At 60.8% G+C, this 25,831-nt stretch carries 23 protein-coding genes, 1 tRNA gene and 3 pseudogenes; 11 read left to right on the top strand and 16 right to left on the bottom strand.

Features of this window, described 5'->3' with window-relative positions; genetic code table 11:
* Window positions 1–469 precede the first annotated feature (469 nt).
* The 5 genes from NUW23_07625 (at window position 470) to NUW23_07605 (ending at window position 7,302) form a co-directional block, all read left to right on the top strand.
* Window positions 470–2,281, top strand: a complete 1,812-nt coding sequence (locus NUW23_07625) for a hypothetical protein (GenBank protein MCR4426040.1) — start codon at window positions 470–472, stop codon at window positions 2,279–2,281.
* A gap of 178 nt (window positions 2,282–2,459) precedes the next feature.
* Window positions 2,460–3,146: a hypothetical protein gene (locus NUW23_07620; protein MCR4426039.1), complete on the top strand. Its 687-nt coding sequence runs from the start codon at window positions 2,460–2,462 to the stop codon at window positions 3,144–3,146.
* A 253-nt stretch (window positions 3,147–3,399) separates the two neighbouring features.
* The gene (locus NUW23_07615) at window positions 3,400–5,031 is read left to right on the top strand and encodes a hypothetical protein (protein MCR4426038.1); all 1,632 of its coding nucleotides are present in this window, start codon (window positions 3,400–3,402) and stop codon (window positions 5,029–5,031) included.
* A 66-nt stretch (window positions 5,032–5,097) separates the two neighbouring features.
* Complete coding sequence (locus NUW23_07610) at window positions 5,098–6,318, top strand: hypothetical protein (GenBank protein MCR4426037.1); 1,221 nt, start codon at window positions 5,098–5,100, stop codon at window positions 6,316–6,318.
* Between the two features lie 66 nt (window positions 6,319–6,384).
* Window positions 6,385–7,302, top strand: coding sequence for a hypothetical protein (locus tag NUW23_07605; GenBank protein MCR4426036.1), 918 nt, complete (start codon window positions 6,385–6,387; stop codon window positions 7,300–7,302).
* 296 nt (window positions 7,303–7,598) lie between these two features.
* On the opposite strand, the gene NUW23_07600 is transcribed toward NUW23_07605, so the two are convergent.
* Both NUW23_07600 and NUW23_07595 read right to left on the bottom strand, forming a co-directional pair.
* A complete protein-coding gene (locus tag NUW23_07600) occupies window positions 7,599–8,477 on the bottom strand; it encodes a GAF domain-containing protein (protein ID MCR4426035.1) in 879 nt (292 codons plus the stop codon).
* Window positions 8,478–8,483: 6 nt separating this feature from the next.
* Window positions 8,484–8,999: a hypothetical protein gene (locus tag NUW23_07595; GenBank protein MCR4426034.1), complete on the bottom strand. Its 516-nt coding sequence runs from the start codon at window positions 8,997–8,999 to the stop codon at window positions 8,484–8,486.
* Between the two features lie 622 nt (window positions 9,000–9,621).
* Between NUW23_07595 and NUW23_07590 the strand changes: the two are divergent.
* The 4 genes and pseudogenes from NUW23_07590 (at window position 9,622) to NUW23_07575 (ending at window position 11,050) form a co-directional block, all read left to right on the top strand.
* Window positions 9,622–9,939 (top strand): annotated as a pseudogene (locus NUW23_07590) (ATP-binding protein).
* On the top strand, window positions 9,915–10,160 hold the full coding sequence (locus NUW23_07585; GenBank protein MCR4426033.1) for an AarF/UbiB family protein: 246 nt from the start codon (window positions 9,915–9,917) through the stop codon (window positions 10,158–10,160). The pseudogene NUW23_07590 and the gene NUW23_07585 overlap by 25 nt, the downstream one beginning before the upstream one ends.
* Window positions 10,070–10,543, top strand: coding sequence for an AarF/UbiB family protein (locus NUW23_07580; GenBank protein ID MCR4426032.1), 474 nt, complete (start codon window positions 10,070–10,072; stop codon window positions 10,541–10,543). The genes NUW23_07585 and NUW23_07580 overlap by 91 nt, the downstream gene beginning before the upstream one ends.
* 18 nt (window positions 10,544–10,561) lie before the next feature.
* On the top strand, window positions 10,562–11,050 hold the full coding sequence (locus NUW23_07575; GenBank protein ID MCR4426031.1) for a hypothetical protein: 489 nt from the start codon (window positions 10,562–10,564) through the stop codon (window positions 11,048–11,050).
* A 22-nt stretch (window positions 11,051–11,072) separates the two neighbouring features.
* Here the strand turns inward: NUW23_07575 and NUW23_07570 are convergent, their stop codons facing one another.
* The 7 genes from NUW23_07570 to NUW23_07540 all read right to left on the bottom strand — a co-directional run bounded on the left by NUW23_07570 (window position 11,073) and on the right by NUW23_07540 (window position 17,801).
* Window positions 11,073–11,768 carry a hypothetical protein gene (locus NUW23_07570; GenBank protein ID MCR4426030.1) on the bottom strand — a complete coding sequence of 232 codons (696 nt, stop codon included), beginning with the start codon at window positions 11,766–11,768 and terminating at the stop codon, window positions 11,073–11,075.
* Between the two features lie 61 nt (window positions 11,769–11,829).
* Window positions 11,830–12,375: a hypothetical protein gene (locus tag NUW23_07565; GenBank protein MCR4426029.1), complete on the bottom strand. Its 546-nt coding sequence runs from the start codon at window positions 12,373–12,375 to the stop codon at window positions 11,830–11,832.
* Between the two features lie 83 nt (window positions 12,376–12,458).
* Window positions 12,459–13,097, bottom strand: coding sequence for a hypothetical protein (locus NUW23_07560; GenBank protein ID MCR4426028.1), 639 nt, complete (start codon window positions 13,095–13,097; stop codon window positions 12,459–12,461).
* Window positions 13,098–13,101: 4 nt separating this feature from the next.
* Window positions 13,102–14,025, bottom strand: coding sequence for a patatin-like phospholipase family protein (locus NUW23_07555; GenBank protein MCR4426027.1), 924 nt, complete (start codon window positions 14,023–14,025; stop codon window positions 13,102–13,104).
* Window positions 14,022–15,404 carry a radical SAM protein gene (locus tag NUW23_07550; GenBank protein MCR4426026.1) on the bottom strand — a complete coding sequence of 461 codons (1,383 nt, stop codon included), beginning with the start codon at window positions 15,402–15,404 and terminating at the stop codon, window positions 14,022–14,024. The genes NUW23_07555 and NUW23_07550 overlap by 4 nt, the downstream gene beginning before the upstream one ends.
* Window positions 15,405–15,903: 499 nt before the next feature.
* Window positions 15,904–17,088: a glycosyltransferase gene (locus NUW23_07545; GenBank protein MCR4426025.1), complete on the bottom strand. Its 1,185-nt coding sequence runs from the start codon at window positions 17,086–17,088 to the stop codon at window positions 15,904–15,906.
* 449 nt (window positions 17,089–17,537) lie between these two features.
* On the bottom strand, window positions 17,538–17,801 hold the full coding sequence (locus NUW23_07540; protein MCR4426024.1) for a hypothetical protein: 264 nt from the start codon (window positions 17,799–17,801) through the stop codon (window positions 17,538–17,540).
* Between the two features lie 68 nt (window positions 17,802–17,869).
* Here NUW23_07540 and NUW23_07535 point away from each other — a divergent pair.
* Window positions 17,870–19,057 (top strand): annotated as a pseudogene (locus tag NUW23_07535) (IS3 family transposase).
* Between the two features lie 204 nt (window positions 19,058–19,261).
* Window positions 19,262–19,564: a site-specific integrase gene (locus NUW23_07530; protein ID MCR4426023.1), complete on the top strand. Its 303-nt coding sequence runs from the start codon at window positions 19,262–19,264 to the stop codon at window positions 19,562–19,564.
* A 70-nt stretch (window positions 19,565–19,634) separates the two neighbouring features.
* Here NUW23_07530 and NUW23_07525 read toward each other — a convergent pair.
* From NUW23_07525 to NUW23_07495, 7 genes and pseudogenes are all read right to left on the bottom strand, one after another.
* Window positions 19,635–19,721, bottom strand: a tRNA-Leu gene (locus NUW23_07525).
* A 94-nt stretch (window positions 19,722–19,815) separates the two neighbouring features.
* Entirely contained in the window at window positions 19,816–20,349 is a 534-nt protein-coding gene (locus NUW23_07520) for an AbrB/MazE/SpoVT family DNA-binding domain-containing protein (protein ID MCR4426022.1), read from the bottom strand.
* Between the two features lie 115 nt (window positions 20,350–20,464).
* Window positions 20,465–21,463 (bottom strand): 6-phosphofructokinase, encoded by a 999-nt coding sequence (gene pfkA, locus NUW23_07515; GenBank protein MCR4426021.1) that lies wholly within the window; start codon window positions 21,461–21,463, stop codon window positions 20,465–20,467.
* 40 nt (window positions 21,464–21,503) lie between these two features.
* Window positions 21,504–21,701: a DUF2007 domain-containing protein gene (locus NUW23_07510; GenBank protein ID MCR4426020.1), complete on the bottom strand. Its 198-nt coding sequence runs from the start codon at window positions 21,699–21,701 to the stop codon at window positions 21,504–21,506.
* Window positions 21,702–21,753: 52 nt separating this feature from the next.
* A pseudogene (locus tag NUW23_07505) lies at window positions 21,754–24,900 on the bottom strand (DNA polymerase III subunit alpha).
* A gap of 231 nt (window positions 24,901–25,131) precedes the next feature.
* Window positions 25,132–25,311, bottom strand: coding sequence for a hypothetical protein (locus NUW23_07500; GenBank protein ID MCR4426019.1), 180 nt, complete (start codon window positions 25,309–25,311; stop codon window positions 25,132–25,134).
* 109 nt (window positions 25,312–25,420) lie between these two features.
* A partial coding sequence (locus NUW23_07495; GenBank protein MCR4426018.1) for an aminopeptidase occupies window positions 25,421–25,831 on the bottom strand: 411 nt, incomplete at its 5' end.

Below are 25,831 nucleotides of genomic sequence, written 5' to 3'. Positions count from 1 at the left end.
GGGACCGGTGAAGCATGAGAATGGGCCTCGAAGTTCTGAAAACATACTTAAACATCGCGATGCTCAGAGAACAGAGGCCGTGACTTTCTAGTTTCGGTCCGCGCAATTCCCTCAAGCGTCTCGACGTACGGCTGTTTCCTGCCCAGGTTTCACCTGGATCCCCTCGACGATGCGATAAGCCTCAAGGGAAGTACGAAGCGGGTGGTAAGGCCCAAATTGGGCGTATGCTGGCGCTCTCAAATTAATCGACAACGTTGCGGCATTCCGCTTGTGAAGCGTTGCGTAATCGATGAAACACACCAGGGTCCGGGAATGTATCCCGGTGTATCAACAACTGTGCGCCATGTTGTTGGAAAATTATTGAAGGACTCCTGCCGGAGGGCATAGAAGCTCAGCGCACGGCAGTCAGATGTTAACCCCTGGATCTCGCTGGTGGGACGGCAGTGGCAATGCGCAAGGGGGGCTATCAATGGCGAAGCGATGCATAGCCATCGTACTAGCAATTGGGCTGTTTCTCATGGGCAGCGTGATGGGGTCTGCCCAACCTCTGACAGTATTTAGGCTGGACCCTATGATAGGGTGGGGCGAACTTCCGCCGGTGAACCCCTACGCAACGGCCGAGCAGGACGGGACTTCGGCACTGGGTGGGTTCGCCACGGCAGGGGCCTCAGTACTCCCTATACGAGCGACAGCTACATTTGAGCCTGATCTTAGGACGGCAGCGTTTACCGTGGACTTCATTCCTGTCTCCCAGGGCATTCGCACGGCGTCGAACGATCTGTTCATCGCTCCTCTTGGTAGAAGACTGGAATGGAAGGTTGTGTACACCGTCAGAAACCCGAACGATGTGCCCATGACACAGGTCAAGGTAAGAGATGAGTACGGGACCGCTCTCAGGGCGACGCTTGCAGGAAGGCCGGCTGGAAAAGCCATGATTGAGACTGGCGACACCAAAGGGCTTCTCCAGTTTCGGGATGCCTTCGTATGGAACGTTGGGGATCTCGGACCCGGGGAGGCTGCGCGGGCGGAAGTAACGGTAGTCACCGCAAGGGACGCAGACGGGAGACTGCAGTTCTCGGCGCCCGGGGTCTACTACATCGACGCCGGAGCTCAACTCGCATACCTGCTATTGGGCAAGGCTGGAACGCGTAATGCTCCATGCGGGTCGGTCATAGCGCGACAGAATCCGGATGAGGTTCGAGGCGACAGGGGGGCGTATGATCTGCTGGTCAGTCCGATTGTCGGCGATTGGACATCGCCGACACCAAGCCCAATTCCGTTGCCGGGGCCGGGTATTCTAGAGAGTATGCAGGCTGGCAAAGGTCTACCGGTCATAGTCCGGGCCGACGGGAATATGGGGGCCAAGGACATAAGCAGGGTAGACTCTCGGTTCACCGTAGCCGCCGCGGCAAAGACCGCGAACATCTCCGAAGACACGACGACCAGCGAGTTCTTAATTCCACCGGGTGAGTATGGGGAATGGGAAGTGACGGTGTCCATAGTCAACACAACCGAGTCGAATTGGCACAAGCTCGAGATGCTGCTTGTCTTCGGAACGGAACTGTCGGCCGACGAAGTAGCTGGGTCCAAGTTCATTAGGCTTCCCTCAGGGAACCCGGCTGCCGGGAGCGACACTCTGGGCATAACGCGGGGTGCGGACGGCAGGGTGAGGGTGACGTGGGGTTGGAACAGCACTGGGGCGGCAAATGATCTGCCACCGGGCTCGAGCGCTGGTCTGAAGTTGAAGGTCTACACCACATCGTCGACGGGATACGGAGCTGCGGGTTCATACGAGTTCCTGCAATCAGAGAGTCTCCGGTACTGGCCCAGATCCGGCGGTGGGGCTCCCACCATCGAACTTAGCGGAATCAACCTCAGAGTCGAGGAGACAGGGTACGCAGATATTTCGTTGAGCTCATCCCGTGTTGATTGGCGTGTTGCGAAACCGGGGACATACGCGACTCTGGCCACGACAATCAGCTTCACGGGGAATGGCCGCCTGTCCATGGATTTCGAGGGTTTTGGCGACCTCACTAGCTCGACCGGCGGGACTAGTGTGATCAACGCTTACTACGGCTTCGGAACTGACCTCACTGACGTAGAGCTGTCCGGGTGGATCGGCGCGAATGCTCTCAATTCCGACCCCGTGGCGCCAATCGCGCTGAGCCCGACCGCGCCGGCGACTCTGAAGATGTGGGCGAAGATAAGCGCGGGCGAGGAAGACTCGTCTGCGGAATACGAGAACACGGGGGTGATCACGTTCACAGCCAGTAACAACTGACGCGAGGCTCCGACGGCTTGGCCGAGCGGAAACCTGCGGCAACACAGGGTGTCGAATCCAGAGACCTAGGAGTTTGGGAGCAGCGAAGGACTGTCGCACCAACGAGAGGTGGCTCGGCTGGGCCGAGCCAGAGACTGAACTTCGAGAGACCGGTAAGTAGAGGAGGTTGGCTCCAGCTATGAAGAAGATTCTGCTAGCGCTCGCGCTGATCGCGCTCGTGGCTGTGCCAGCGGGTGCACAGTTGCCATGGCCAGGGGCTATTGAGCAAGAGACCTGGAAGCTGGTGGACGGCGTGTGGGTGAGCCAGGCGGTCGGGCAGGCTTCCGCTCTCGCTCGCGCGTGGACCAGTGTAACAGCCCAGGGCAGCTGCAACAAGCAGACTTGGACGGTCGATGTCACTACCCATGCCTCGGTCGCCCAATGGATAGAGTGGTCGCTTTCCGGCACCAGGTGGGACTGGAGGGTCATGAAGCCTGGCACATACGCGACTGACTGCATCACCGCCACGCTGAAGAGCAATGGCGCCGTGGCTATCAACTACGATGGCTTTGCAGACCTCGCCTACCAGGGGACGGGCGGTGTCGAGCAGACCATCGACACCTGGTATGCCTTCGGACCTACGATTCCCGCCCCGACATCATCAAGTTGGGTGAGAGCGGCTGACCTGAACAACGACGATGACCTGGTTCCAGACTCCGCTGCTCTCCACGCAGGACTGTCGTGGAAACTCTGGAACAAGATCCAGGTCGTGGAGTGCAACAGTGCCTGCGAATACGAGGACACGGCCACCATCACTCTGGTGCTTCAGACCATGAAGCCTTGGGTGGATCCGACGACCGGTGGCTGGGCGGATCTGATTCAGTAGTAACTGACATTGTCCGGCTAGAGGTCAGTATCGTGAGACTGAGGGAATCGGCAGACAGTCCTTCATTGCAGGCCCATATCACCCCAGGGGTGAAGTAACATGCCTGGTGATCAGGGGTGGCAGGCAATCGCCGCCGCCCCTGATCGAATAAGAGAGGAGACAGACGTTGATGATGTCCCGGTTAGCGCATTTCAGGAGTGCTATGAGGGCGAAACCGGGCTCGTGTCGTGTGGGGTCGCGGGCTTGGCGGTCATTGGGGATACTTGTTATCCTGCTGTTTATCGTGTGCGGAATCGCAGGCGCCCAGGTTACTCTCAGCCTGACCCCATTGCGGGTGGAGCTCTCAGTGTCCCCCGGCTCCACAAGGACCTTCACGATCTTGCTGATCAACGAGAGCAAGTCCTCAACGGCCCGCTTCAAGGTCAAGACGATGGACTTGACGCAGAAGCCAAACGGAGATTACCAGGTAGTCGAATTGGGGGAGTCCAAGCACTCATGTGCGAGTTGGATCAAACTGTCCACCGACAACGCGGTCCTGGGTCCCGGCGAAGCCCTTTCGCTGATAGGCACTGTCGCAGTCCCGAGAACGGCCTACGGGGGAAAGTACGCGGCAGTAGTGATGGAGCTGGTTCCGGATGAGCGCGCTCCGGGAGACACGGCACTCGCGTCTGCACGGTTCGTCCATAGGATGGCTACCGTAGTCGAGCTTTCCGTTCAATCTCCCAGGGTGAAGCGACTAATCAACATCGAGGGGTTCACGCTCGAAAGCGCGTCACAGAACGACCGCCTGGCAAGCGCCTACGGAAACGATGCCTTGATGCTCTCCGCGCAGGTGAAAAACGAAGGCAACATACACGCCCTGGTCCAAGGGACTTTGACCCTCCGGGATTCTACAGGTAGGCGCCTCAGGCAGATCCCGCTTGGGGCTGGCCGGGGATTGGTTTTGCCCGACGCCTCTGTGAGACTGTCGTCGATACTGCCGGCAGGGCTCAAGCCGGGAGACTACATAGCGGACCTGGCGTTCAAGTACGGCGGGACCAGGCCGGCAGTGGCGAAAGTCCCGTTCACTGTAGGTCCGACTGAAGCAGGCGCGACCGCCGACGCAGAGGGAATCAGGCAGACCGTGATTGCCCCGTTCACTGCTGAGCCGTCGGAGGTAGCTCTGAGCTATCCTGCCGGGGCCGTAGTGGCTCGGTCTGTCGTGCTCGAGAACAAGTCGGACCAGGCGATTCGAGTCGAGGGGAAGCCCCTGCCGCTGGAATATGACGTCGAAGGCGAACTGGTTCAGGAGGGTCTCTCCGAGACCGAATCCAGCTGCGCGCAGTGGATTGAGTTGCGGCCAGCGAGCCTTCAGTTGGCTCCACGATCACGACAGGTTGTCAGAATTGTGATATCTATTCCAAAGGGCGAAGCGGGCGGGAAGTACGCCGATCTCGTGTTCGCGGCGACTCCGGTGGACGGCGCCGGCTGGACTGGAGAGGCTGGAACCACAGTCTTCCTGACAGTCGGCAAGGAGAGCCCGCCCCAGGCGGAGATTGCTGGTTTGGACCTACGGGACGGCGGACCCTCCGTTGGCCACGTGTTCGAGGCTACGCTTCGAAACACCGGCACGACTCACCTTAAGCCGTCAACGGTCTTCACCCTCTTCAAACGCGTGATGCCCGAGAGTGTTCCCGGACTCGAGTATATAGGTCCCGGGTCGCTTGTGGAAGTCTACTCCGCAGACCTCGGGGAGTCTGAGAACGTGGTGCTCCCGGGCGGGGAGAGGATCCTCAGGACGACCTATGCACAGCCCCTCGAAGTCGGCGAGTACGTCCTTGAGGTCGCCGTGAGATATGGGGCCAAAACACCGGCCTACGCGACTCTCAACTTCGCTGTCAAGTGAGTTAAGAGCAGATGTATCAATCAGCTCCTTCCGGGTGGTTACCTGATAGATTGGAGGAGGATCTCAATGTCGCACCCTGCGGTCAGAGAACTCAGGAGGCCGAGTCTCGCAGCCTTCATCGTCTTTGTCATGACGCTCAGCGTAGCCTTCGGCGTGCAACCTCTTGGCGCCCAAGAGATACTGGTGACGAATGTCTTCGACGGCGCTGATATACTCGGCGTGCTCCGCGACGTATCCGCGCAGACAGGAGTCAACATAATCCCAGATTACACCGTCGAAGGTTGGGTTACCCTAGAACTCAATGAGGTGCCTTTGGAGAAGGCACTCGAGATGATCCTGGCGCCGGGCGGGTACACATTCGTCAAGATCGGCGACTACTATCTGGTGGGCTCCGCCGCCAGCGACAACCCCACCTTCGCACTTCTGAGCAACACGGAGGTTGTCAAGTTGAAGTACGTGAAGGCGGAGAACGCTGCCCGTCTTCTATCTGACCATTTCACACCGTATGTCAAAGTCGGCACAACAGACAACGTTCTCGTCATAACGGGCTCCCGCGCCATGATACAGAGAATCAAGGAGGATCTTGCCCAGATCGACCGCCCAATACCTCAGGTGCTGATGGAAGTCCTGGTAGTTGAGGTCTCCTCAGACACCGGGAAGTCGTTCAAGACCGACTGGCGTTATCAGGGCAGCCGGGGTGAGTCCGATCCCGCCATACCTCTTTCGGGGTTCGTGGATTTCGTAGGAGGCATATGGGGCGGCAAACTCACTATCCAGGGCGGGCTTGAGAGTGTAGTCGCATCCATGAGACTGCTTGTGGACGACGGCAAGGCCGAGATACACGCCACGCCGAGACTTGCGGCCCTCGACGGCGAGTCTGCAGAGATATTCCTGGGCAGAGACCAGTACTTGGTCATTGACACGAGTACTGACAGCACCACGAGCACGAGGCTCGAGACGATACGGACAGGGATCTCCCTCAAGTTCACGCCGCGAATCTCTGACAATGGGGAGATACTCATCAAGATTCAGCCAGAGGTAAGCGACGCGGTCGCGGTGTCGGGCGGGCTGCCTCAGGTGAACAGAAGAAGCGTGTCCACGACCCTGAGGGTCAAAGATGGAGAGACCATCGTCATAGGAGGACTGAACCTCAAGTCTGAGCACGAGGTCAAGTCCAAGGTCCCGCTCCTGGGCGATCTGCCTGTCGTGGGCTTGCTCTTCAGCAGCACCAAGAAAGCTGCAACTGAGACCGAGACCGTGATCTTCATAACCCCCAAGATTCTGTAGCCTGCCCCCTGGATACCGGGCAAATCAGCAGCACGAAAGGGGTGTGGCCAGTTGAGAGGCAGATCAGTGAGGCCAATCAGCATGGTTCTCGCTGCAGTCACGGTGTTTGTTCTGGTTATGGCCTCCGCTATCGTGTGCGCGGCTTCCGTGCCCATGCCCTGGGATTCAGGTTCGGCTGTGAGTCCTCTCTTGCCTGACGCCAGGCTCATCGGCATGGGCTACGCGTACGTGGCGGTGTGGGACGAGCCGAACCCACTATACTCCAACCCTGCCGCCTTCGGGCTCGGAGACAAGACACTTACCTTGAGTTTGGGTGGAGGACTCGGCAACATCACGCAAGAAGGGGGCTTGGGATTTGTCACGGTAACCGACGTTGAGCGCGAGGCAGGCGCCGGGGGCCTCGGGTGGGCGAACGTAAGATGGAAAGCGGGTGAGGAGGTCTCCTCTTCACACACTCTGAGCTATATGGTGGGAAAGCAGTTCGCCAGCTGGGGCGCGTTGGGCGTAGGGCTCAAGTACCGGATGCTCGGGGGCGAGGACTTCCCGGCGATAGACAAAGAGCGGGGCGGACTCTCCGCTGACGTTGGTCTGGTCCTGAGCTATGGGGCACTGTCCTTGGGCGTGCTTGCGAGGGACATATCCTTGGACAGGCTTGAGGAGGATGAAGGTGATGTGCGCGCCCCGGTCTACTCAGCGGGGGCGAGCCTTCGGGCAGGCTCTAGGTTTACAGTCGCTGCGGACGTGCAGGGAATAGGCTCGACGGAACAGGAGATCGGCAATGTGTCGTGCGGCTTCGAAGCCTGGATTACACCCAGCCTCGCCCTGAGAGCCGGAGTGTCCATGGGCCCGGAACTCAACCTTGACGCGGCGGATTACTCAGGCGGCATCGGCCTTCGCGGCAAAGGGTACGACGTGAGCTATGCGGTCATGTTCAGCGAGGGAGTCATTAGAACCCACTACTTCACGTTGAAGAAGTCCCTCTAGACGCGCTGGCTTGACAGCACAAGGCACAATGCGAGAAGCCTCCACCTCCCAGGAAGAGAAAGCGGTCAGGCATCCTCGTGCGGGGCGGGACTTCTCGCAGCGAATATGTTCTCTGAAGAGGGGGCCGTATCCTGCATCCGTTGTTGAAGTGCGTGCGCCCTCGGTGACATCAGTACTCATTCTTCAGGATCTCCTTGACCCTTCGGAGACCCTCGACGATCTGTTTTGCCTCATCATCTAGCATGACGTCTTTGGGATTCACCTGCGCCATCATATCCGCGTAGACATCCCTGTAATCAGGCCCCGTGTGGGCGTCCGGGCCATGGAAGAACGCTGCAGCCCTCTGCGAGGCAACTGTCACGTACTTCATCTACATTCACCTCCCGAACATCCGCATGGTAGGGGAAGCACCATCCAGGCGCCGTCTGGGTCCTCCAAGTCCTCCACATGGAGAAAACCAGGTTGGACACAGCCGCCAGCATCCTCGCATGTTGCTCGTTGAAGTAGTCCCGGGCGAGTGTGTCGACACACAGGACACCTGCGGGGTCGCCGTTTGCGGACGGAAACGGCACGCACAGAAGGCTGCGGCACCCCACGTGCCCCGAGACGTTTGATGCGGGAACCGCCCGCGAGTCTTCAGCTATAACCGATTTCTTCTCAACAAAGCAGATGCCCGCCGCGTCTTGGCCGGGGGTTATCGGAGCGCCGGAGAAGGGAGGTGCGCCGTCAGGGACGAACGCGCAGTACTGAACGAGGCTGTGGCCGTCATATATCAGCAGTTCGGCGCGTGCGTCAGAACTGGTGGGCAGCAGGGAATGAACGGCGACCATGAGCACCTTGGTAATGGAGGCCTTGAAGCCTTCTTCATCTTGCGGGACCGCACTGTGGAAGAGGGCAGCTACCTGACATAGCTCCTCCAGTATGAGGAGATGGAAGCCTGTCTCGGCATACTGCTCTTTCCATCTCCTTGCACTGGTCAGCAGCCCCCCGACAACACTCTCGGCACTGCCCACTAGCTCCTGGACGACTGCCTTATCCTTCCGGGCGAACTTCTCCGCAGCGGCGTTCCATCTCGTCTGCAGGGAAAGAAGCAGGAAACGCGTGCCGAGCCCGGCGATTACGGCGAATCCTCCGGCAGCTACCAGTATGAGGAGATCGTCATATCCGCTCGCCATGCGGGCTCACCCCCAGAAAGAGTAAAGGACCAACCGAAGGGCGTACAAGGAGCTGCCCACGACGGCGCAGGATCCGATCTGCGCATCAGTGGGGTTGCTCTCCGCGACTGTGGAGGGGAAGAGATGAACAGCCCATACCAGCAAAGTGATGCCTCCCAGCATCAGGTAGATCCAGCCCGGGTTGCTCACCCGTAGGACCGAGAACCTCTGAACTGGCGGGTGCGCGAGGTACATGCTGATGTCGTAAGGAACCGCCGCAAAGGCCAGATCCGCCCCGACCGACTTGCACCTGCGCAAGGGGGCCAGTTCAGCGGGGCCGAAACGAAACGTCATGCCTATCTTGAGAAGCAGAAGGAAATACCCTGCCGCGAACGAGAGGAGTCGAGTGGGCGCTGCCGGGGACTGCGCGAGTCTAAGGCAGATTCCGCCCCATATGATTACCCCCACGACGAATAGAGTGTTCATGAGCGCGGGGCCGGAGAGTATTCGTTTGATTGCGGCCGCCAGGGAGATCCGTTTCACGGGTTTTCCTCCTCCGTTCCCCGTCGGCGAGGTGTCGTTCGCCATATGCAATGAAGCGAGAGCACGCGACATGGCCGATGTGCCCGGATACTCGGCAAGACCAGGGACTTTGGCATGAGCTTGCCTTCCTTCTCGTTATCCAAACTATGCAGGAAGGCGTCGAAGGGACCGTGGCGGTAATCCTTGGCCTGATTGCCCGCCTGCGGAGGAGCGCAGTACAAGAAGGATTTCGAGGCGGGCTCGAAGCCGCTCCAAGGAGGAGTCGGCACAATACAGGCAGTCAGACACGTTGCTCACTGGTCTTTGTGGACCAGCAAGTTCCCTTTGGCGTGCACGCAATATCGAATCATCCTGTTCTGGGCAAAGGCAATTACCCTTGCCAGTTGGGCCAACGATGTGGCGGAGCAAACAGGTGCGTCCACCAGACTCGCACTGGCCGCCTGGGCGTCGGTGACCCATGCCGGCACATGCGTTAGCGTACCGTCCGGAAGCTCAACAACGAATTGGAGGGAACCGTCGACTGTGTGGGTGCGCAACACACTGACGGTTTTCCCAAAGAGGGAATGCCAGGGATAGAAGACGACCACATCCCGAGGATAATGAGCATCATGTGGCCGATTCCCCTGGAGCCGGGAAGACCCATCTGGCTGTGGCATTGGGCCTGGAGGCGATATCCCAGGGCATGGGCGTCTATTTCATCATCGCGCACGACATGATCGCGGACCTCAAGAAAGCGGACCGGTAGAACCGCCTTGAACGCAGGATGAAGGTGCATCTGGCTCCTGGGCTCCTCATCGTCAACGAGATCGGGTACTTGCCGTTGGATCAACAGGGAGCCGCCATCCTGTTCCAGCTAGTCACGCCTCGGTACGAAAAGGGCTCGATGATACTGACATCGAAGCGGAAGTCGCCGGGATGCTGGAGCGGCGCTCTCCCTGGGCGGCACTCTACAACTTCTCCGGCGCCGTCGAGGAGTTTGCGAGGATACTCCAAGAGGAACTCGACTTCCTGCTCGAAGCGCAGAACGCCGACCATTTACGTCACAACTTCGACGAGCAACCCGGGGTGAGATTCCCCCGCGTCTATCACGAGTACACGACCAAATGGTACTCGTCCTGGAATTCATCGAAGGGACGAAGATCACCGAGATCGAGCGCTTGAAGCAGAGGGGCTTACGTCGCCGGGCGATTGCCGAGTCCCTCATCCAGGCCCTACTCAAGCAAATCTTCGTCGATGACTTCTTTCACGGCGATCCGCATCCCGGCAACCTCCTGGTCGATGAGGAAGGACGGGTCGTCTTCCTCGATCTGGGCATGGTGGGTCAACTCGAGGAATGGACGAAGCGTAAGCTCGTACGTCTGGTCTTGGGGATTGTACACCGGAATCCCGCCAGAATCGTGGCCGCCATGGCGTCTCTGGGGGTTGTGGAGCCCGGAACCGACCTGACCAAGCTGCGGCGCGATGTGGTGCGGGAGATCGGCCGGTACTATCACGTCCCGCTCAAAGAGTTCAACGTAGGCGAGGCCATGCAATTCGTGCTGTAACTGGCCTTCAAGCACCGGTTGCGTATCCCGACCGACCTGACTCTGCTGGCCAAAGCCCTGACCACCGTGGAAGGCATTGCCCGCCGCCCCGATCCGACTCTGAGCATCGTGGAAGTGGCCGAACCTTTCGGACAGGCTCTGGCCCGACAGCGCCTTTCCTGGAGACAGGTGAAGGCCTGGTACGAGAACGAGCTGGCAGACTACCGCAGGACGGTGCTAAACCTTCCGGTCAGACTCGGCCGGGTTCTGGAGAAACTCGGCCGGGGCCAACTCACCGTCCGCCACGTTCACGAGGGACTGGAACCGGCCGTAGAGCGCCTCACCGTGATGGGTAATCGTCTGGCCGTCAGCATCCTCGCCGCCGGTATCATCGTCGGGACGTCGCTTCTCGAGCGCACCGGGGGGAACGAGGTCTTCCGGGTGCCGCTGGGAAGGATCGGCTTTTTCGCGGCTCTGGTTCTCGGGTTGTGGCCCCTCTTTTCCATTCTGAGGTCCGGGCAGGTGTAGGGCGGACGGTCACGCCTCAGGGTCAGGAGGCGGTCTCCGACGCCAGAAGGACGTCTTTCACGAAATCGAGCAGGAGACGCCTTTCCTGTCTCGACATTTGCTCCAGTTTCTGTTCGAACTTTTCCACGAGGTTGAGCAGGCTGTCTTCCATCCCCAGGGGCTCGACCGCCGTGACGAGCAGGCCCAAGAGTGTCCCGGCGAAGCCGGCCAAGCCGAGTTCGGGCCGCGTGAATCGGAGAAGCATCGCCTTAAGCCACGCCACCCGGCGTGAGGCCTGCGTCCGGGCGAAGGTCACCAACAGGCCGGCCGCATAGGCGCAGAAGACCAAAGGGGTCTCGATGTTGGGCACCCGCAGGATCCGGTCGAGAAGCTCCTGCGGCTTCAAGCCGCCGACGGTCTGGAAGAACTGCATCACCCGGTCCTTCGTCTCGCACCAGTCCGCAGGGCAGCCGGCCTGTGCGGCCGGCTCCGCCTGCAAGGACTTCTCGGTAGGAGCGAACAACACCTGGGATCGCCCGCCGCTCTTGCCCCGGGAAGCACCCAACGAGTATTCCGAGCGCAAGTAGCCCTTTTCCTGCAAGGCCTTCAGCATGTCGTAGGCAGTCCAGCGGCTGACGCCCAGAAGCTCGGCTACGGTGGTGTAGTGAATCGGCTCCTGTGTCTCCGCATGCAGTTCCTTGACCTTTTCGAGAAACTCTTTGCTTCGGTTCGTCAGCACTCCGGTCTATCCCCCTCGCCCTTCTCCCTCTATGTTACCCGGGGGCGGCTTGTCCGTCAATTCAGAGGCTCAGCTTTAGCTTGGCATATGCCTGGCTGGGCGCCTGTTTCAAGAGCGGATCGGCAGCGTCCTTAGGCGTGCCCACCCAGCCGACCACCAGGTCCGTGCCGTCGGTCAGGTTGTAGGTCGCCTCCGGCAGCCAGGCCGTGGCGCCACCCTTGAAGGCGTAGCCGCCTCCCGCCTGCACGGTGAGGCTGTCGCCGACGGTCTTCCGCCCGACCACCATGGCGTAATCCCGCACCTCGCCCAGGGCCAGAGGATGCCCCTCGCTCAGCCGGTAGTACTGGCCCACCAGGTAGAGGCCTTGGCGTGTGGTATAATCGGCGCCTGCGATGACTTCATGATACTTCCGGTCCGTCTCCGGTTGGTGGCTGACGGCCCCTTCCAGCCAGAGGCCGGCATCGCCCACCGCTCCCACCAGGTCGAGGCCGACCCGGTCCACGGCGGGATAGTAGGCATTCAGTTGGCCGGAGCCTAGGTCAAGCCTTACATCCGGGACGTCTTCCCACCCGTGGAAGTAGCTGACCGAGGCGTCGAACCCGGCCATGTTTCGCTTGGTCGCCCTGACCGCCTACTCGGAGTTATCCAACGTCGCACTGGGTGGAGTTGCTGTCAACGCCTCCGCCGGTTTCAAGGGGTTGTGGAGACTCGCCACGGCCGGCCGGCGCGAGCCCCCCGCCGGGATTTCAAGAAGCCCCGCCCCGGAGCCGTCAGCTCCCAGGAGAGAGTGAAAGGGAGACGGGCTAGAGTAGAGGTGACCCGCAGCACCACGGCACCGGCTCCACCGCCGAAAAGAACGCAACTCGCCCGGTCCTGCCAGTTGATTACCCTGGACATGAGATCCGCGCCGATCACCAGAACCGTGTTGTAAGTACCCGCTTTAATGAACTGCCGGCCAACAGCCACGGCGTAAGTAAAGCCGGAACAGGCCGCATTGACATCGAGAGCGGCCGCTTGGGGTACTCCCAAAGCGTGTTGGACGAAACAAGCGGTGGAGGGCATCAATTGATCGGGAGTGCTGGTGGCTACCAGGATAAGGCCGACTTCCTCAGGTCCGATGTCTCCGCGAGCAAGCGCCCTTCTGGCGGCAAGAACGGCCAGATCCGAGGTGGCGGTCCCTGGATCAGCGATGCGTCGTTCCCGGATGCCGGTCCGCCGGACAATCCACTCCTCGCTCGTCTCGACAATGTTCGATAGTTGCTCGTTGGTCAGGATTCTTTGAGGAACCGCCGCCCCCACTGCCGTCACCACCACAGAGCGCACTGCCACACCCCTATCCCAGCCTTGCGAGTCTCCCGTGATCCTCCGTCAGGAGAAGCGGAAGCGAGTCCCGGACCGCCGCCCGACCGGCGGCGACCAGTTCCGCCGCCCGGTAGAACTGGTGCCCATGCACCTGCTCGACGCGGGGACGGATGATGATGTCCGCACTCTGCTCCGGACCCGTCGAACGCAGGCGCGCTTCGGTGATGTCGAATGCCGTCAGGACGGTCCGGACCATCCCCCACCCCGGCCTGGCACTCTCCGGAAACGTTTTCTCCGGTTCCTGCAGGGCCACCGGCCAAAGCCCCCTCGCCGCCGTCGCCACCCGCCGCCATTCGCGCTGCAAACCCCGGACTGAGCGCCTGGCCCGAGTCGCCGCCCTGGTCCATACGTCGCGGTGGCTGGATACGTCCACCCCTGCGACCCGGGTCGCGCCAAGCAGCCTTGCAGTTCCCATCGGGACGATTTCGACCAGTCCACCGTCCACCAGGGTCCTCCCCTCCAGCGTGACCGGCGTCAGAAGCCCCGGCACCGACATGCTGGCACGAACCGCCTCAGCGATGGATCCCCGGCGCAGGACCACCCTGGACTTCGTTTCCAAATCTGTCGCCACCACGGCGAAGGGCCGGGGAAGATCCTCGAAGTGCAGCCCGAGGGTGAGCCGGCGCAGTTCGGCCAGCAATACTTGCCCCCCGACCACGCCCTCGGAGAAGACCAAATCGCAGTAGCGCACCAGGTCAGTCCGGTTCAGGTTCAGAAAGAAATCCTCCACCTCGGCCAGCGTGCCGCAGGCGTACGCAGCGGCAATCAAAGACCCGAAACTGCAACCGGCTAGACAGGAAATCTGAATGCCTGCCTCCTTCAACTCCCGTAGAACCCCGATGTGCGCCAGTCCCCTGGCCGCCCCGCCGCCTAGAGCCAGACCGATCTCCGTCATGCCTGTACCGTTCCCTGCTTCAACCCAGCGTCCTCAGGCGTCCGATCGTTCTCCCGCACCAGACCGTCCGCTTGCCGCCCCCATTCCTCGGCGTAGGGATGAAGCTGCCGCGCCAACTCCCCCGGCTCCGCCAGGCGCAGTTGCGTCGGGTGGGCCCCGGAAGTTCTGACCATTTCCGGCAAGGCATCAGGGTTATCGAGCAGCGGACAAGGCCGCAAATGGTTTTGGTTGAATGGCTGACGCGCCCGGTAAGCCTGGAAGAGAGGGGAGGCGAGCGCCTCTTCGAGGGTGCAGTTCCGGATGTTGTGCGTCGCATAGTGGATGAAGGCGCAGGGCTCCACCTCTCCGGCCGCGTTGATGTGCAAGTATCTCCGGCCACCGGCGATGCAGCCTTGTACCGCTTCCCCGTCGTTCCAGAAGTCGGCCAGGAAAATTGGCTTGGTCTGCCGGAAACGGCACACCGCCCGGTACATCTCCGCCCGCTGGGCCGGAGTGGCCATGAGGTCCAAGTCCACGTCACTCCCGACCGGCAGATAGGTGAAGAACCAGCCGAAACAGCAGCCCTGCTCGACCATGGCGTCGATGAAGGCATCGCTGCTGAGTTCGGGGACATTGTGACGGGTGTAGGTGGCAGAGAAGCCGAAGGGCACACCCACTTCCCGCAACAGGGCCATGGCCTGAAGGACTTTGTCGTACACCCCGCGGCCCCGCCGGGCGTCGGTGTTCTGTGCCAACCCCTCCACGCTGAAGGCGAACGTCAAGTTACCGGCCTCCGCCGCTCCGGCGGCGAACTCCCGGTCCAGCAGAGTACCATTGGTGAACACGTGAAACACAAAGTCCGGGTATTCCCGGGCCCAGGTCAGCAGGTCCCCCTTCCTGACGAGCGGCTCCCCGCCGGAGACCACGATCAGATGAACGCCGAGCGGCCGGGCCTCGTCGAGAATCCGGCGCAAAAGATCGAGTTCAAGATCGTCGGTCCGCCGGTAGTCGCCGGCCCAGCAGCCGGTGCAGCGCAAGTTGCACCGGGAGGTGGGGTCTATCAGGAGGGCTGCCGGAACGTTGGCGTCCAAGCGCTTCTCGGCCGCCTGCTGGCGAGGAACGCCGAGAAAGAAACTCCGGACAAAAAGGTTGACCGCCAGACGTTCCAAGATCTCGGGTTTGGTCTGCTTCAGCAAAGCGAGGGTCAGCCGTCGCCAGTTGCCTTCCGGTTCCTCCAAGGCGCGCCGAACCGCTCGCACTGCTTCTTTTTGCGTAGATCCGGAGGCCAATCGCTCGCCCCAGGCCAGCAAGGTAGGCAGGTTCTGCTCCGGGTTGCGGGCCGCATAGCGCAAAGTTCTCCGTACGATTTCCTCGCCTGCGAATTCCATTACCGCGCTCATTGCATGATCCTCCCCGTTTAGAATTTTCCGGTCAACGCCGTCCAGGCGTATGCCCATGCCAATGCCCAGACCAGATCATTCAAGAACAAAGAGCCCAAGAGCATGGCAGGTAACACCCGCATGGTACCTAACAGCCAGAACACTTGGCTGTAGCCGGTGCCCAACCAGCGCAGCCCAAGCAGCGGCAGCCAGGAACGTCCCTGCGCAAGGAGGTGCCGGACCCGTCGGGTCGGGCGCCGTAACGCCGGGGTTCGTTCCGTCAACCGGGTCAGCAAGGGCTGCCCCAAGATGGTGAAAACGGCATAGCTTAGCAGATGCCCACAAGCGACGCTCACTCCAGCCACCCCACCAGAGATCCACCAAGGGACCCTGGTATGCTCCGCCAGGGCAGCCAACGCCGGGAACAGGAGCACAGAGGGCACCGGCGCCCCGGCCGCCTGTAGGGCAAACCCCAACCCCACTCCGATCCAGCCGCCGACTCCCGTGAGCCATTCCAGGGTCATGCCCCTCTCTCCAAGGCTGCTGGCCGGGCCGCCTTCAACGCACGATACAGCTCAACCGTCTGATCCAGGCACCGGGCCGCGTCGTGTTCAGCACTCAGCGCCGCTCCCCGTGCTCCCAACCGGCGCCGCAACTTGACGTCACTGGCCAGCTTCAGCAGGGCTTCCGCCAGAGCCCGGGGATTGCCGGGCGGCACGATCAACCCACTCTCGCCGTGGACGACCGTCTCCGGCAAGGCTCCAGCGTTTACCCCGACGACCGGCAGCCCCGCCGCCATGGCCTCGAGAGCCGCCAGACCCTGGGTTTCATGAGGAGACGGCAGGACGAGCAAATCGGCCCGGGCGTACTCCTCCGCCATCCGCCCCCAGGGAACGAAACCTGCCATTGTGACGCGTCCTGCAGACAACTCACCCCTCAGCTCCCGTTCGACCGTTCCCCGTAGCGGCCCGTCCCCCGCGAAGCGTACGCTCAACCTCGGTTCTTCCGCCAAAGCGAACTGCAATGCCCGAAGCAGAGTACCGATCCCCTTCTCCGGGCTCAGGCGACCGGCATAGAGGACGGTCACCGGCCGGGACTCCGTGAATGCAGAGGTCCCACGCCGACGATCGGCCACCCGCAAGCGCGCCGCGGCGAACCGCTCCTGCTCCACGCCATTCGAAATCACTGCGATGGGGCTCCGCACTCCCAGCGCCCGCAAGCTGGCTGCCGCGAATCGCGTGGGGGCGATGACGACGGAACAGCGACCGTAAAGGCTTCGCGCCAAGACGCCGGCTGCGGCGCTCAACGCCCGCCCGGCAGGCAGGCTGGCGGCGGCTTCGAGATTGGCGTGGTAGGTGGCGACGACCGGCAAGTTCAGGGAACGGGCGGCCCAGAGCCCCAGCCAACTGACCGGCCAGGGAGTGTGCAGGTGGACCACGTCAGGCCGCCAGGTCACCAGTTCCCTCCGCACGACGGCGTATCCCCAAGCGAGCTTGGAGTCGGGGGCAAAGTCCACGACCACGGGCAAAGACACTGCAGGCACCTCAAACACATCCCCGGCGTGCAGCGAACCTTCCGTCTGCTTCAGACAGAAAACCCGCACAGAGTGTCCGGCCGCCGCCAACCGGTCATGCCATTGAATCGTCGCGCGAGTCAGCCCCCCCAGGTTCTCCCGGAAAGAATCCGTGAAGAAGGCAATCCTCATCCGGCTTCGCCCTTTCCCTTGCTTCAACCCGAGCACCGTCCCGGGGTACGCCCTTCTCCAAAAAGACCAAAGAACTGTTTAGATTATACCGCTTGGGAGAAAGACTGTCTACAGGTCTCAACCAGTCAACGCGACAACCAGCCCCGGACGCCATCAGGTATCCGAGGCTTCGTCCCGAGCTGATTGCTTTGTCCTACGGTGAAGACTACTTATACGCCGGCTTGCTGTCATCGGTGAGGCGGCCCACTTCCGTCGGCGAATATCCGAGGTTCTTAAGCCCCAGGTAATCCTGGCTGCTGCGGCAGTTGACGCAGGTCAACGCTTTAGCCTTGGTCACGTCGTGGCTCAGGGTGAAGTAACCCGTGATGGTCTTCTCCTTCTACGCCCCGGAGTAGGCCTGCTTGGCGGCCTCGATGCCGTTGGCAATGGCCTTGTCGACGCTGCGTGTCTTAGCCAGGACGCCGAGGGTTCATGAAGATGATCTTCCCCGTTTGGGCATCGACCGGCAGGACCGTCGTCAGCGGCTTGAATGCCGTGATCTTGCTCTTGGGGTCGGTCTTGGATCCAATCGGGTAGATCTCCGTGGTGCCCATCCCGTTGTACCAGAGGTACGTCGGCTCGGTCCAATAGGTCGAGTCGAAGGGATCCGCCTTCGGGTCCCACAACCCGGTCTTCTCGTTCAGCACGTTGTGGATGAAGTCCCGCGTCACCACTCTGAGCCTGCCCCGGTTTCGTGGACACCTAAAGGTTCGGGATGTAGACTCAAAGGGGAGGTGTCCACATGCCGGGGAAGCCGCATCCACCGCAGTTCAGGGCCGAGGCCGTTCAACTGGTCCGCAGTAGTGGCAAGTCGGTGGCGCAAATCGCTCAAGACCTGGGAGTATGCGACGATACGCTTCGCAGGTGGGTCCAACAGGATGAGATCGACTCCGGGGAACGCAATGGGCTGACGACATCCGAGCGAGAGGAACTCAGAGCCTTGCGGCGCGAGAATCGGATTCTGCTTGAGGAGCGCGAGATCCTAAAAAAAGCCGCGGCCTTCTTTGCCAAGGAGACCGGCCGGACCCGGCAGCGGCGTTTCGGCTTGTCGAGGCCGAGAAGGCCAATCACAAGGCGGCCACGATGTGCCGAGCACTGGGCGTCTCCACCAGCGGCTACTATGCGTGGCGCACCAGAGGCCTGTCAGCGCGCGCCTTAAGGGACGCCGAACTCATGGGGCTGATCCTGGAGATACATCAGGGCAGCAAGGGTACCTATGGAGCCCCCAGAGTCCACGCTGAGCCGGCCATCGGCCGGGGTGTTCGGCGCTCAAAGAAACGGGCAGCGCGCCTGATGCGCGAGTCCGGCCTGGCCGGTGTTCACCGTCAGCGAAACCGTGGCTTCACCCGCCGCAACCCCAAACACGAACTGGCGCCAGACCTTGTTCAGCGCCAGTTCACGGCGCCGGCTCCCAACCGTCTGTGGGTTGCGGACATGACCGGACACGGGACGGACGAAGGCAAGGTCTGCCTGGCTGCAGTGATCGACGCCTTCTCGCGCATGGTTATCGGCTGGGCCATGGGGGAGCGCCCGGTGGCCGAACTCGCGGTTGAGGCCGTGAACATGGCCGTCTCGAGACGCCGGCCCTCCCCGGGGGTCATCCGCCATTCCGATCATGGGGCGCAGTACACGGCCCTGGCGTTCGGAAAAACCCTGAAAGACGCCGGCATCTGCACATCTATGGGAACCGTAGGCGACGCACTCGACAATGCGGCGGCAGAAAGCTTCTTCGCCACGTTGCAGACGGAACTGCTTGACCGGCGCAGCTGGCCGACCAAACAGTCTCTTAAATCAGCGATCTTCGAGTGCATCGAGGGATTCTAACAACCGCCGCCGCCGGCATTCGACTGTGGAGTACCTCAGCCCCATGGAGTTCGAGAGGAGGCGGAACTTCCAAAGCGAAACTGATAGTCGGGTCTCAGCTGCCTAGCATCAACCTGTCCACGAAATCGGGGCAACTCCAACAAACCGGCTGATTTCCGTTCGGCGCACACTCATCAAAGCGGGCCCTGACCCAGTCATGGGCACGCCCAAGACTGGCAGGGGCAGAGCGATTACCGTATGATAAGGACTGGCAAGACTGCTAGCACGTCACAAGGCCGAGCAGAACGAGCAGCGCCTCAGGCTCGGTGCAATGTACCATAACCATGGGTTCGTGTTCGCCAAGGAGACGGGGGATCCCCTTAAAATGAACAACTTCGGGCAGAGGGAGTTCACGCAGCTGATAGAGGCTTGCGGGGTCAAGAAGATCCGATTTCACGATCTGCGTCACACCTGCGCCACGCTCCTGCTTGCCCACGGGACCAACCCGAAGATCGTCCAGGAGAGACTAGGCCATTCCAACATCAGCATGACGCTTGACCGGTACTCGCATGTGACGCCCACCATGCAAAGAGATGCCGCCCAGGTCATGGGCGACATCCTCCACACGTGCTGATTACCAAATGATTATCAAGCGCCCCCTTGGAGTCCTCCAAACCCGCGCCAGATAAGGATCCGTACATAACTGGTGCCGAAGGGGGGACTCGAACCCCCATGGGTGTGACCCCGCCTGATTTTGAGTCAGGTGCGTCTGCCGATTCCGCCACTTCGGCGCTGCTCTATTCTATCACGTCTCAAGGGCAGCCGCAACTGGCCCCGGCGCACGCGCCCACACAGGACTCGCGGCCGGCGCCAGCTGTCTGTGTCTCAGTGAGCTAGCTGCTTGCCGAGAAAAGCTGCCGCCGTCTCCACCAGCTTGACCTCGGTCGGACCCATCTGCCTGGGTTCCCGGGACATCAGTATCACGAGTCCCGCGGGGTCGTTGCCCACTGTGATTGGCGCGATCACCTGGCTTGCGAACTGCGCATTCTCCACCGCAGGGCTCTCCCCGGGCGTGTTCGCAATCAAGGTCTTGCCTGCCTTCATGATTTCCTGGGCCTGCTCGGTGATCCTCTTCTCATAGTAAAGCTTCCGGGGAGCACCGGCCACGGCCACGATTTCGTCTTCGTCCGCGATCAGCGCGATGCACCCAGTGGAGTCGTGCAGGGAGTCGGCGTACTCCTGCGCGAAGAAGCTCAGGTCCGTCATGGGCGAGTACTTCTTCAGGATGACCTCCCCGTCTCGATCAGTGAATATCTCAAGGGGATCTCCTTCACGGATCCTGAGGGTTCGACGTATCTCCTTTGGTATGACCACTCTGCCCAGGTCGTCGATGCGCCTAACTATGCCAGTCGCCTTCACGACAAGCCCTCCCAACCTAGATTCCGCCGTTCAAGGTGATATTCTGCCGTAATCAGTAACATGGTATTCCCCAAGTCCAGCCCTTGCCGAACGGGTTGGATTCCATAAGGTCTGCCTACATATTGGATAGTACGTTCGCGAGTTCGTAGTAGTCCATGTCGATTCCGCGTTTCATGGCCAGGGCTTCTGAGATTGTGAAGACTCTGATCTCCCCTCCGATGATCCCCACAACTGCATTGGTGACTCCTGAAAGGAGGACTTCCACGGCCTTGGCACCAAACCTGGTGGCCAGAATGCGGTCCTGAACCGACGGGGCCCCGCCCCTCTGGATGTGACCAAGCACAATGATCCTGGTCTCGAAACCGGTTATCTCGCTGATCTGCTGCCCGATCCGGTACGCGCTCCCTTCGGACGCCTGACGGCCCGCGACGGGGTCCCCACCCACGCCCTCAGCTACTATCAGGATGCTGTGGCTCTTTCCCCGGCGGGCTCCTTGGATAATTCGGTTGCACACCTCCTGGATGTCGTATTCGATTTCGGGAACGAGAATGCTCTCGGCCCCTCCGGCAAGGCCGGCGTAGAGCGCTATGTGGCCAGAGTTCCTCCCCATGACCTCGATGACGTAAGTCCGCTCGTGAGACGTAGCTGTGTCCCTGATCTTGTTGACAGCATCGATGACGGTATTGCACGCAGTGTCGAACCCAATGGCGTATTCCGTCGATCCGATGTCATTGTCTATGGTCCCTGGAACACCCACAGTCGGCACACCCATCTTCGCCAGAAGATCCAGCCCACGGTAGGTCCCGTCGCCACCGATTCCGATGAGCCCATCTATCTCATAAGTTCTGATCTGGAGGAGTGCCTTTGCTCGTCCCTCTTCAGTCTTGAACTCCTCACTTCGCGCCGATTTCAGAATCGTGCCTCCGCGTTGGAGAATGTCCCCTACTGATCTGGACTTGAGCTCCATGAAGTCTCCCTGTATGAGACCGTGGAACCCGCGCCGTACTCCGACGACCTCAAGGCCATGGTAGAGGGCCTTTCGCACAATCGCCCGCACGCAGGCGTTCATGCCCGGGGCATCTCCTCCGCTCGTCAGAACTGCAATCCTCCTCATCATGACTCCTCCAGTCCGCCCTGGTCCGATCCTTACTGGTCTATGGTGTAGCTGTGTCCAGGATATCGTGGGCCTCCTCTGCCTCGGCCTCGGGGACAAGAACTTCCACGCTCGCCGCGTCGCCCAGGTGGGGCACGCCGACGGGTCTCAGCATCACAAGTAACCCCTCGCCCTCCAACAGGCCTTTGACGAGTTCTGCTTCCGACCTGTTTGGTGCGATATACACGACTGTCCACATAGCGCCTGCCCCCTCGAATTGCGGTCCCTGCTTCTGTATTATCTCCGATCTTCTATGCGCCTGGCCGTTTTCCTTCTGGACTCCTCGGACCAGTGAGAGCACACACCTGGTCCGCCACAAGGCTCGGCTCCTCATCCTTCTTGAAGTGGACGCGGCCGCGGATCGACACGCGGGCGTCCGGCGCAATCACTCGTGCGCACTGCTCGAAGACTCTCGGGAAAACGACCACTTCAACCTGCCCCGTGAGGTCCTCCAGTTGGACGAAGGCCATCAATTGCCCGTCTTTGGTTGAGATCTGCTTCTTCGAGAGTATGATTCCCGCGAGGGTCACTTCCTTCCCCTCTGCGAAACCACCGAGATCGCGCGCGGACGCCGTGGAGATTCCGGATATGATGTCGCGGAGGGGGTCGAGCGGATGCCCGGACAGATAGATCCCCAGGAGTTCTTTCTCCATCGCCAGAACCTGCTCGGGGCTGAACTCGCGGACGTCCGGCAGGACCACCGCCTCAGTTCCGAACTCACCTGGCTGGTCGAACAGGTCGAAGAATGACGTCTGCCCCGCCACCTGTTGCCGCTGACGAGCAGAGACCTGGTCCACAACGGAATCCATCACTGCCAGCAGTGCCTTTCTTCTGCCGAATGAGTCGAATGCACCACACCTTATCAGGCTCTCGAGAGCCTTGCGGTTCACAGCTGCAAGGTCCACGCGCTCACAGAAGTCCGCGATCGATCGGAACTGTCCCCCGGACTTCCGCGCATGGATGATTGCGTCAGCAGCCGCGCTCCCTACGTTCTTCACCGCCCCGAGGCCGAAGCGGATCCCTTCCCCCACAACAGTGAAATCCACAACGCTCTCATTTATGTCGGGAGGGAGCACCGGCACGCCTCTCGCTCGGCAGTCGTCGATGTATACCGCCACCCTGTCACTGGATCCCATGACGCTCGTGAGTGTAGCTGCCATGAACTCGGTGTAGTAGTGACACCTGAGGTATGCAGTCTGGTAGGAGATGAGCGCGTAGGCTGCGCTGTGAGCCTTGTTGAACCCGTACCCAGCGAACCGCTCTATAAGTGCGAAGATCTCCTCCGCCACACGTCGGGAAACGCCCCTTCCAACGGCTCCTTCGACGAACCTGTCTCGCAATCCCGCGATGACCTCCGGTTTCTTCTTGCCCATCGCCCGCCTCAAAAGGTCAGCCTCGCCCAGAGTGAACCCTGCCAACTCGCTTGCGACCTGCATCACCTGCTCCTGGTAGAGCATAACTCCATAGGTGGGCTTGAGAATTCCCTCGAGAGCCGGGTGCGGGTAGGTCACAGACGCCTCATTATGCTTGCCGCGGACGAAGTCCCCGGTCATCACCATGGGTCCGGGCCGGCCCAGAGCGACGATGGCTATGATGTCCTCGAATCGTGTGGGCTTGACCTCCCGGAGCAAGTTCTGGAACAACCCGCTTTCCAGTTGAAACAGGCCTGCGGAGTCTGCTCGCCTGAGCATCTCGTAGACCTCGGGGTCGTCGAGAGGAATGGCGTCCATGTCCACATCCTTGCCCCTGGTGTGCTTGATGATCTGCACTGTCTTGCCAATGACCGTGAGTGTTCGAAGACCCAGGAAGTCCATTTTCACGATCCCGAGTTTCTCCAGATCTTCCATGGCGAACTGTGTGGTGACCACACCTTCAGGAGACTTGTAGAGTGGGACGTGGTTTGTCAGGGGATCCCGGGAGATAACCACTCCAGCCGCATGCACCGATGGGTGTCGCGGCAGCCCCTCCAATGCCCGGGCGATTGTTATGAGAAGATTCACCCTATCATTCTCAGCTGCGGCTGCCGCGAGCTCGGGGACCATTTCAAGCGCGCGGTCGATGGTCATGTTGAGTTCAGCCGGGACCAGTTTCGCAATTCGGTCAACTTCAGCGTAGCTGAACCGGAGCGCCCTCCCGACATCGCGGATGGCAGCCCTCGCCGCCATTGTCCCGAACGTGATGATCTGGGCCACCTTGTCCGCGCCATACTTCTGCGCTACGTAGTCGATGACCTCACCCCGGCGCTCATAGCAAAAATCGATGTCAATGTCGGGCATGGTAACCCGCTCAGGGTTCAGGAACCGCTCGAAGAAGAGACCGTACTTTAGAGGGTCTATGTCTGTGATCCCGAGACAGTAGGCAACTAGGCTCCCCGGGGCGGAGCCCCTGCCTGGCCCGACATAGATACCTCGGCTCTTGGCGAATCTGATGAAGTCCCAGACTATCAAGAAATACCCGGAGTATCCCATCTTGTCGATGATACCGAGCTCGTAGTCGAGCCTGTGTCTCGCCTCATCGGGGATGAGGCCGAATCTCCGCGCCGCTCCTTCATCGCAGAGCGACCTGAGGTACTCCCCTGTGGTCCGGCCTTGCGGTGGCGAGAACTGAGGCACGTGGACCGTGTCGAAGTCCAGATCCACTTTGCACCTGTCCGCGATGCGAACCGTGTTCTCGCATGCTTCTGGGATCTCGGCGAAATGCTTGTACATCTCATCGGCGGACTTGAGGTAGAACTCTTTCGTAGGGAACTTCAGGCGACCCGGATCATCCACGTTCGTCGCGGTCTGAATGCACAAGAGGACACTGTGGGCCCGAGCATCCTCCTGTCTCAGGTAGTGAACATCCCCTGTGGCGACCAGCCCAAGGCCAAGGGTCTTTGCGGTCTTGACGAGAAACTGGTTCACCTCGTGCTGAACCGGGATCCCGTTGGCCTGGACTTCGAGGAAGAAAGAGTCTGCCCCGAAGATGTCCAGGTACTCCTGCGCGCATCTGACAGCCGCATCCTCTTGTCCCCGGGTGAACAGCGAGGCGACCTCCCCGGAAAGGCATGCGGAAAGGGCTATGATCCCTTTCGAATGGGAGGCCAGCAACTCTCGGTCCACCCTGGGCTTGTAGTAGAAACCCTCAGTGAACGCGAGGCTTGCCAGCTTGAGCAGGTTCGCATAGCCCACCTCGTTCTCCGCGAGAAGCACGAGGTGGTAGGGGTCATCGTCCACGTGGGGAGTCCGGTCGTGGCGGGTGCGGTTGGCCACATAGACCTCGCACCCGAGTATGGGCTTGATGCCTTTCTCCCGGCATCTAAGGTAGAAGTCCACAAGGCCGAAGAGGACGCCGTGATCGGTTATGGCACAGGCGCTCATGCCCAGCTCCGATAGGCGCTGCACCAACCTGTCAGTCCTACACGCCCCGTCCGGTCACAGGAGGGAGTATTGCGTATGCAGATGCAGGTGGATGAACTCCCTCACCAGACCACCCCCCTCCAACAGAGTCTGGGAATCATGAGGTCAAAGCATACTCCTTTGCAGGTAACTTGGTTCCTGCACTCAAACCTCTTAAAGGGGAGCGGGGGCATCTCGCCCGTCCCCCGGGCTCGCGCCCCCACCCAACAGGACCCGCGCGCGACATGCCCATCAGCCCAGATCAGACTTGCCAGCAGGCGAAGCCCACCTGTCCGACCACCATCCGGTCAGGGGAGACTCGGGAATACCCTCTTCTTCCCACTCGACCTCGGTGAGGATGGCCTCGACTACATCCTTGTCGTCGACGTCAGGAGGCCGTCCGCCAGGCATGATTCGAACGCGTTCTTTCATGCGCGGTTCACCCCCATCGCGTGCATGGACTCTTGGGCGTCCCGAAGGACGCCCCACCATAGCATTGGTTTCACGCAAGGTTACCGGCAGCCGCGCGCGGGTAAGCTCATCAACTTACTAGTTCACCGTTTACCATCACGCTCTTGCCGTCAATCACCAGCGTCGGGGAGAGTATGATCCCGTCGAGGTGGCTCGGGACTGCGACCTTCCCTCCGAAGTGACTGTTGTCCCCGATGGCGAGGTGGATCGTGCCCATTACCTTCTCATCTTCGAGCACCCGGCCAGTGAGCCTGGCGCGATCATTCGTCCCTATGCCCAGCTCGGCGATGTTGCGGGCCGGGGCGCCAAGAGGAGCAATGAGATCCTCGAGTTGCCGGGCAGCCGGGCCGCCCAAGATACGAGTCACAAGCCCATCACGGACTTCAAGAGTAATCGGATTCTCAGTGATTCCGATACCTGCCATAGCCCCGTCCACTACTATGACCCCGTTCGCCGTTCCTTCGACGGGGGCTATGTAGGC

It is taken from the genome of Bacillota bacterium (genome assembly GCA_024655925.1).
GTDB lineage: Bacteria > Bacillota > DTU025 > DTU025 > JANLFS01 > JANLFS01.
The sequence above is the reverse complement of the archived record's forward strand: the minus strand, read 5'-3'. Positions and strand labels throughout refer to the sequence as shown.

Excerpts from the sequence above, each read along its gene's own strand:
- NUW23_07585 (MCR4426033.1), top strand. The coding sequence starts at position 9,915 with ATGCTGGAGCGGCGCTCTCCCTGGGCGGCACTCTACAACTTCTCCGGC.
- NUW23_07600 (MCR4426035.1), bottom strand. The coding sequence starts at position 8,477 with ATGGCGAGCGGATATGACGATCTCCTCATACTGGTAGCTGCCGGAGGA.
- NUW23_07500 (MCR4426019.1), bottom strand. The coding sequence starts at position 25,311 with ATGAAAGAACGCGTTCGAATCATGCCTGGCGGACGGCCTCCTGACGTC.
- NUW23_07555 (MCR4426027.1), bottom strand. The coding sequence starts at position 14,025 with ATGACGGAGATCGGTCTGGCTCTAGGCGGCGGGGCGGCCAGGGGACTG.
- NUW23_07620 (MCR4426039.1), top strand. The coding sequence starts at position 2,460 with ATGAAGAAGATTCTGCTAGCGCTCGCGCTGATCGCGCTCGTGGCTGTG.
- NUW23_07550 (MCR4426026.1), bottom strand. The coding sequence starts at position 15,404 with ATGAGCGCGGTAATGGAATTCGCAGGCGAGGAAATCGTACGGAGAACT.
- NUW23_07530 (MCR4426023.1), top strand. The coding sequence starts at position 19,262 with ATGTACCATAACCATGGGTTCGTGTTCGCCAAGGAGACGGGGGATCCC.
- NUW23_07545 (MCR4426025.1), bottom strand. The coding sequence starts at position 17,088 with ATGAGGATTGCCTTCTTCACGGATTCTTTCCGGGAGAACCTGGGGGGG.
- NUW23_07510 (MCR4426020.1), bottom strand. The coding sequence starts at position 21,701 with ATGTGGACAGTCGTGTATATCGCACCAAACAGGTCGGAAGCAGAACTC.
- NUW23_07610 (MCR4426037.1), top strand. The coding sequence starts at position 5,098 with ATGTCGCACCCTGCGGTCAGAGAACTCAGGAGGCCGAGTCTCGCAGCC.
- NUW23_07625 (MCR4426040.1), top strand. The coding sequence starts at position 470 with ATGGCGAAGCGATGCATAGCCATCGTACTAGCAATTGGGCTGTTTCTC.
- pfkA (MCR4426021.1), bottom strand. The coding sequence starts at position 21,463 with ATGAGGAGGATTGCAGTTCTGACGAGCGGAGGAGATGCCCCGGGCATG.
- NUW23_07565 (MCR4426029.1), bottom strand. The coding sequence starts at position 12,375 with ATGGCCGGGTTCGACGCCTCGGTCAGCTACTTCCACGGGTGGGAAGAC.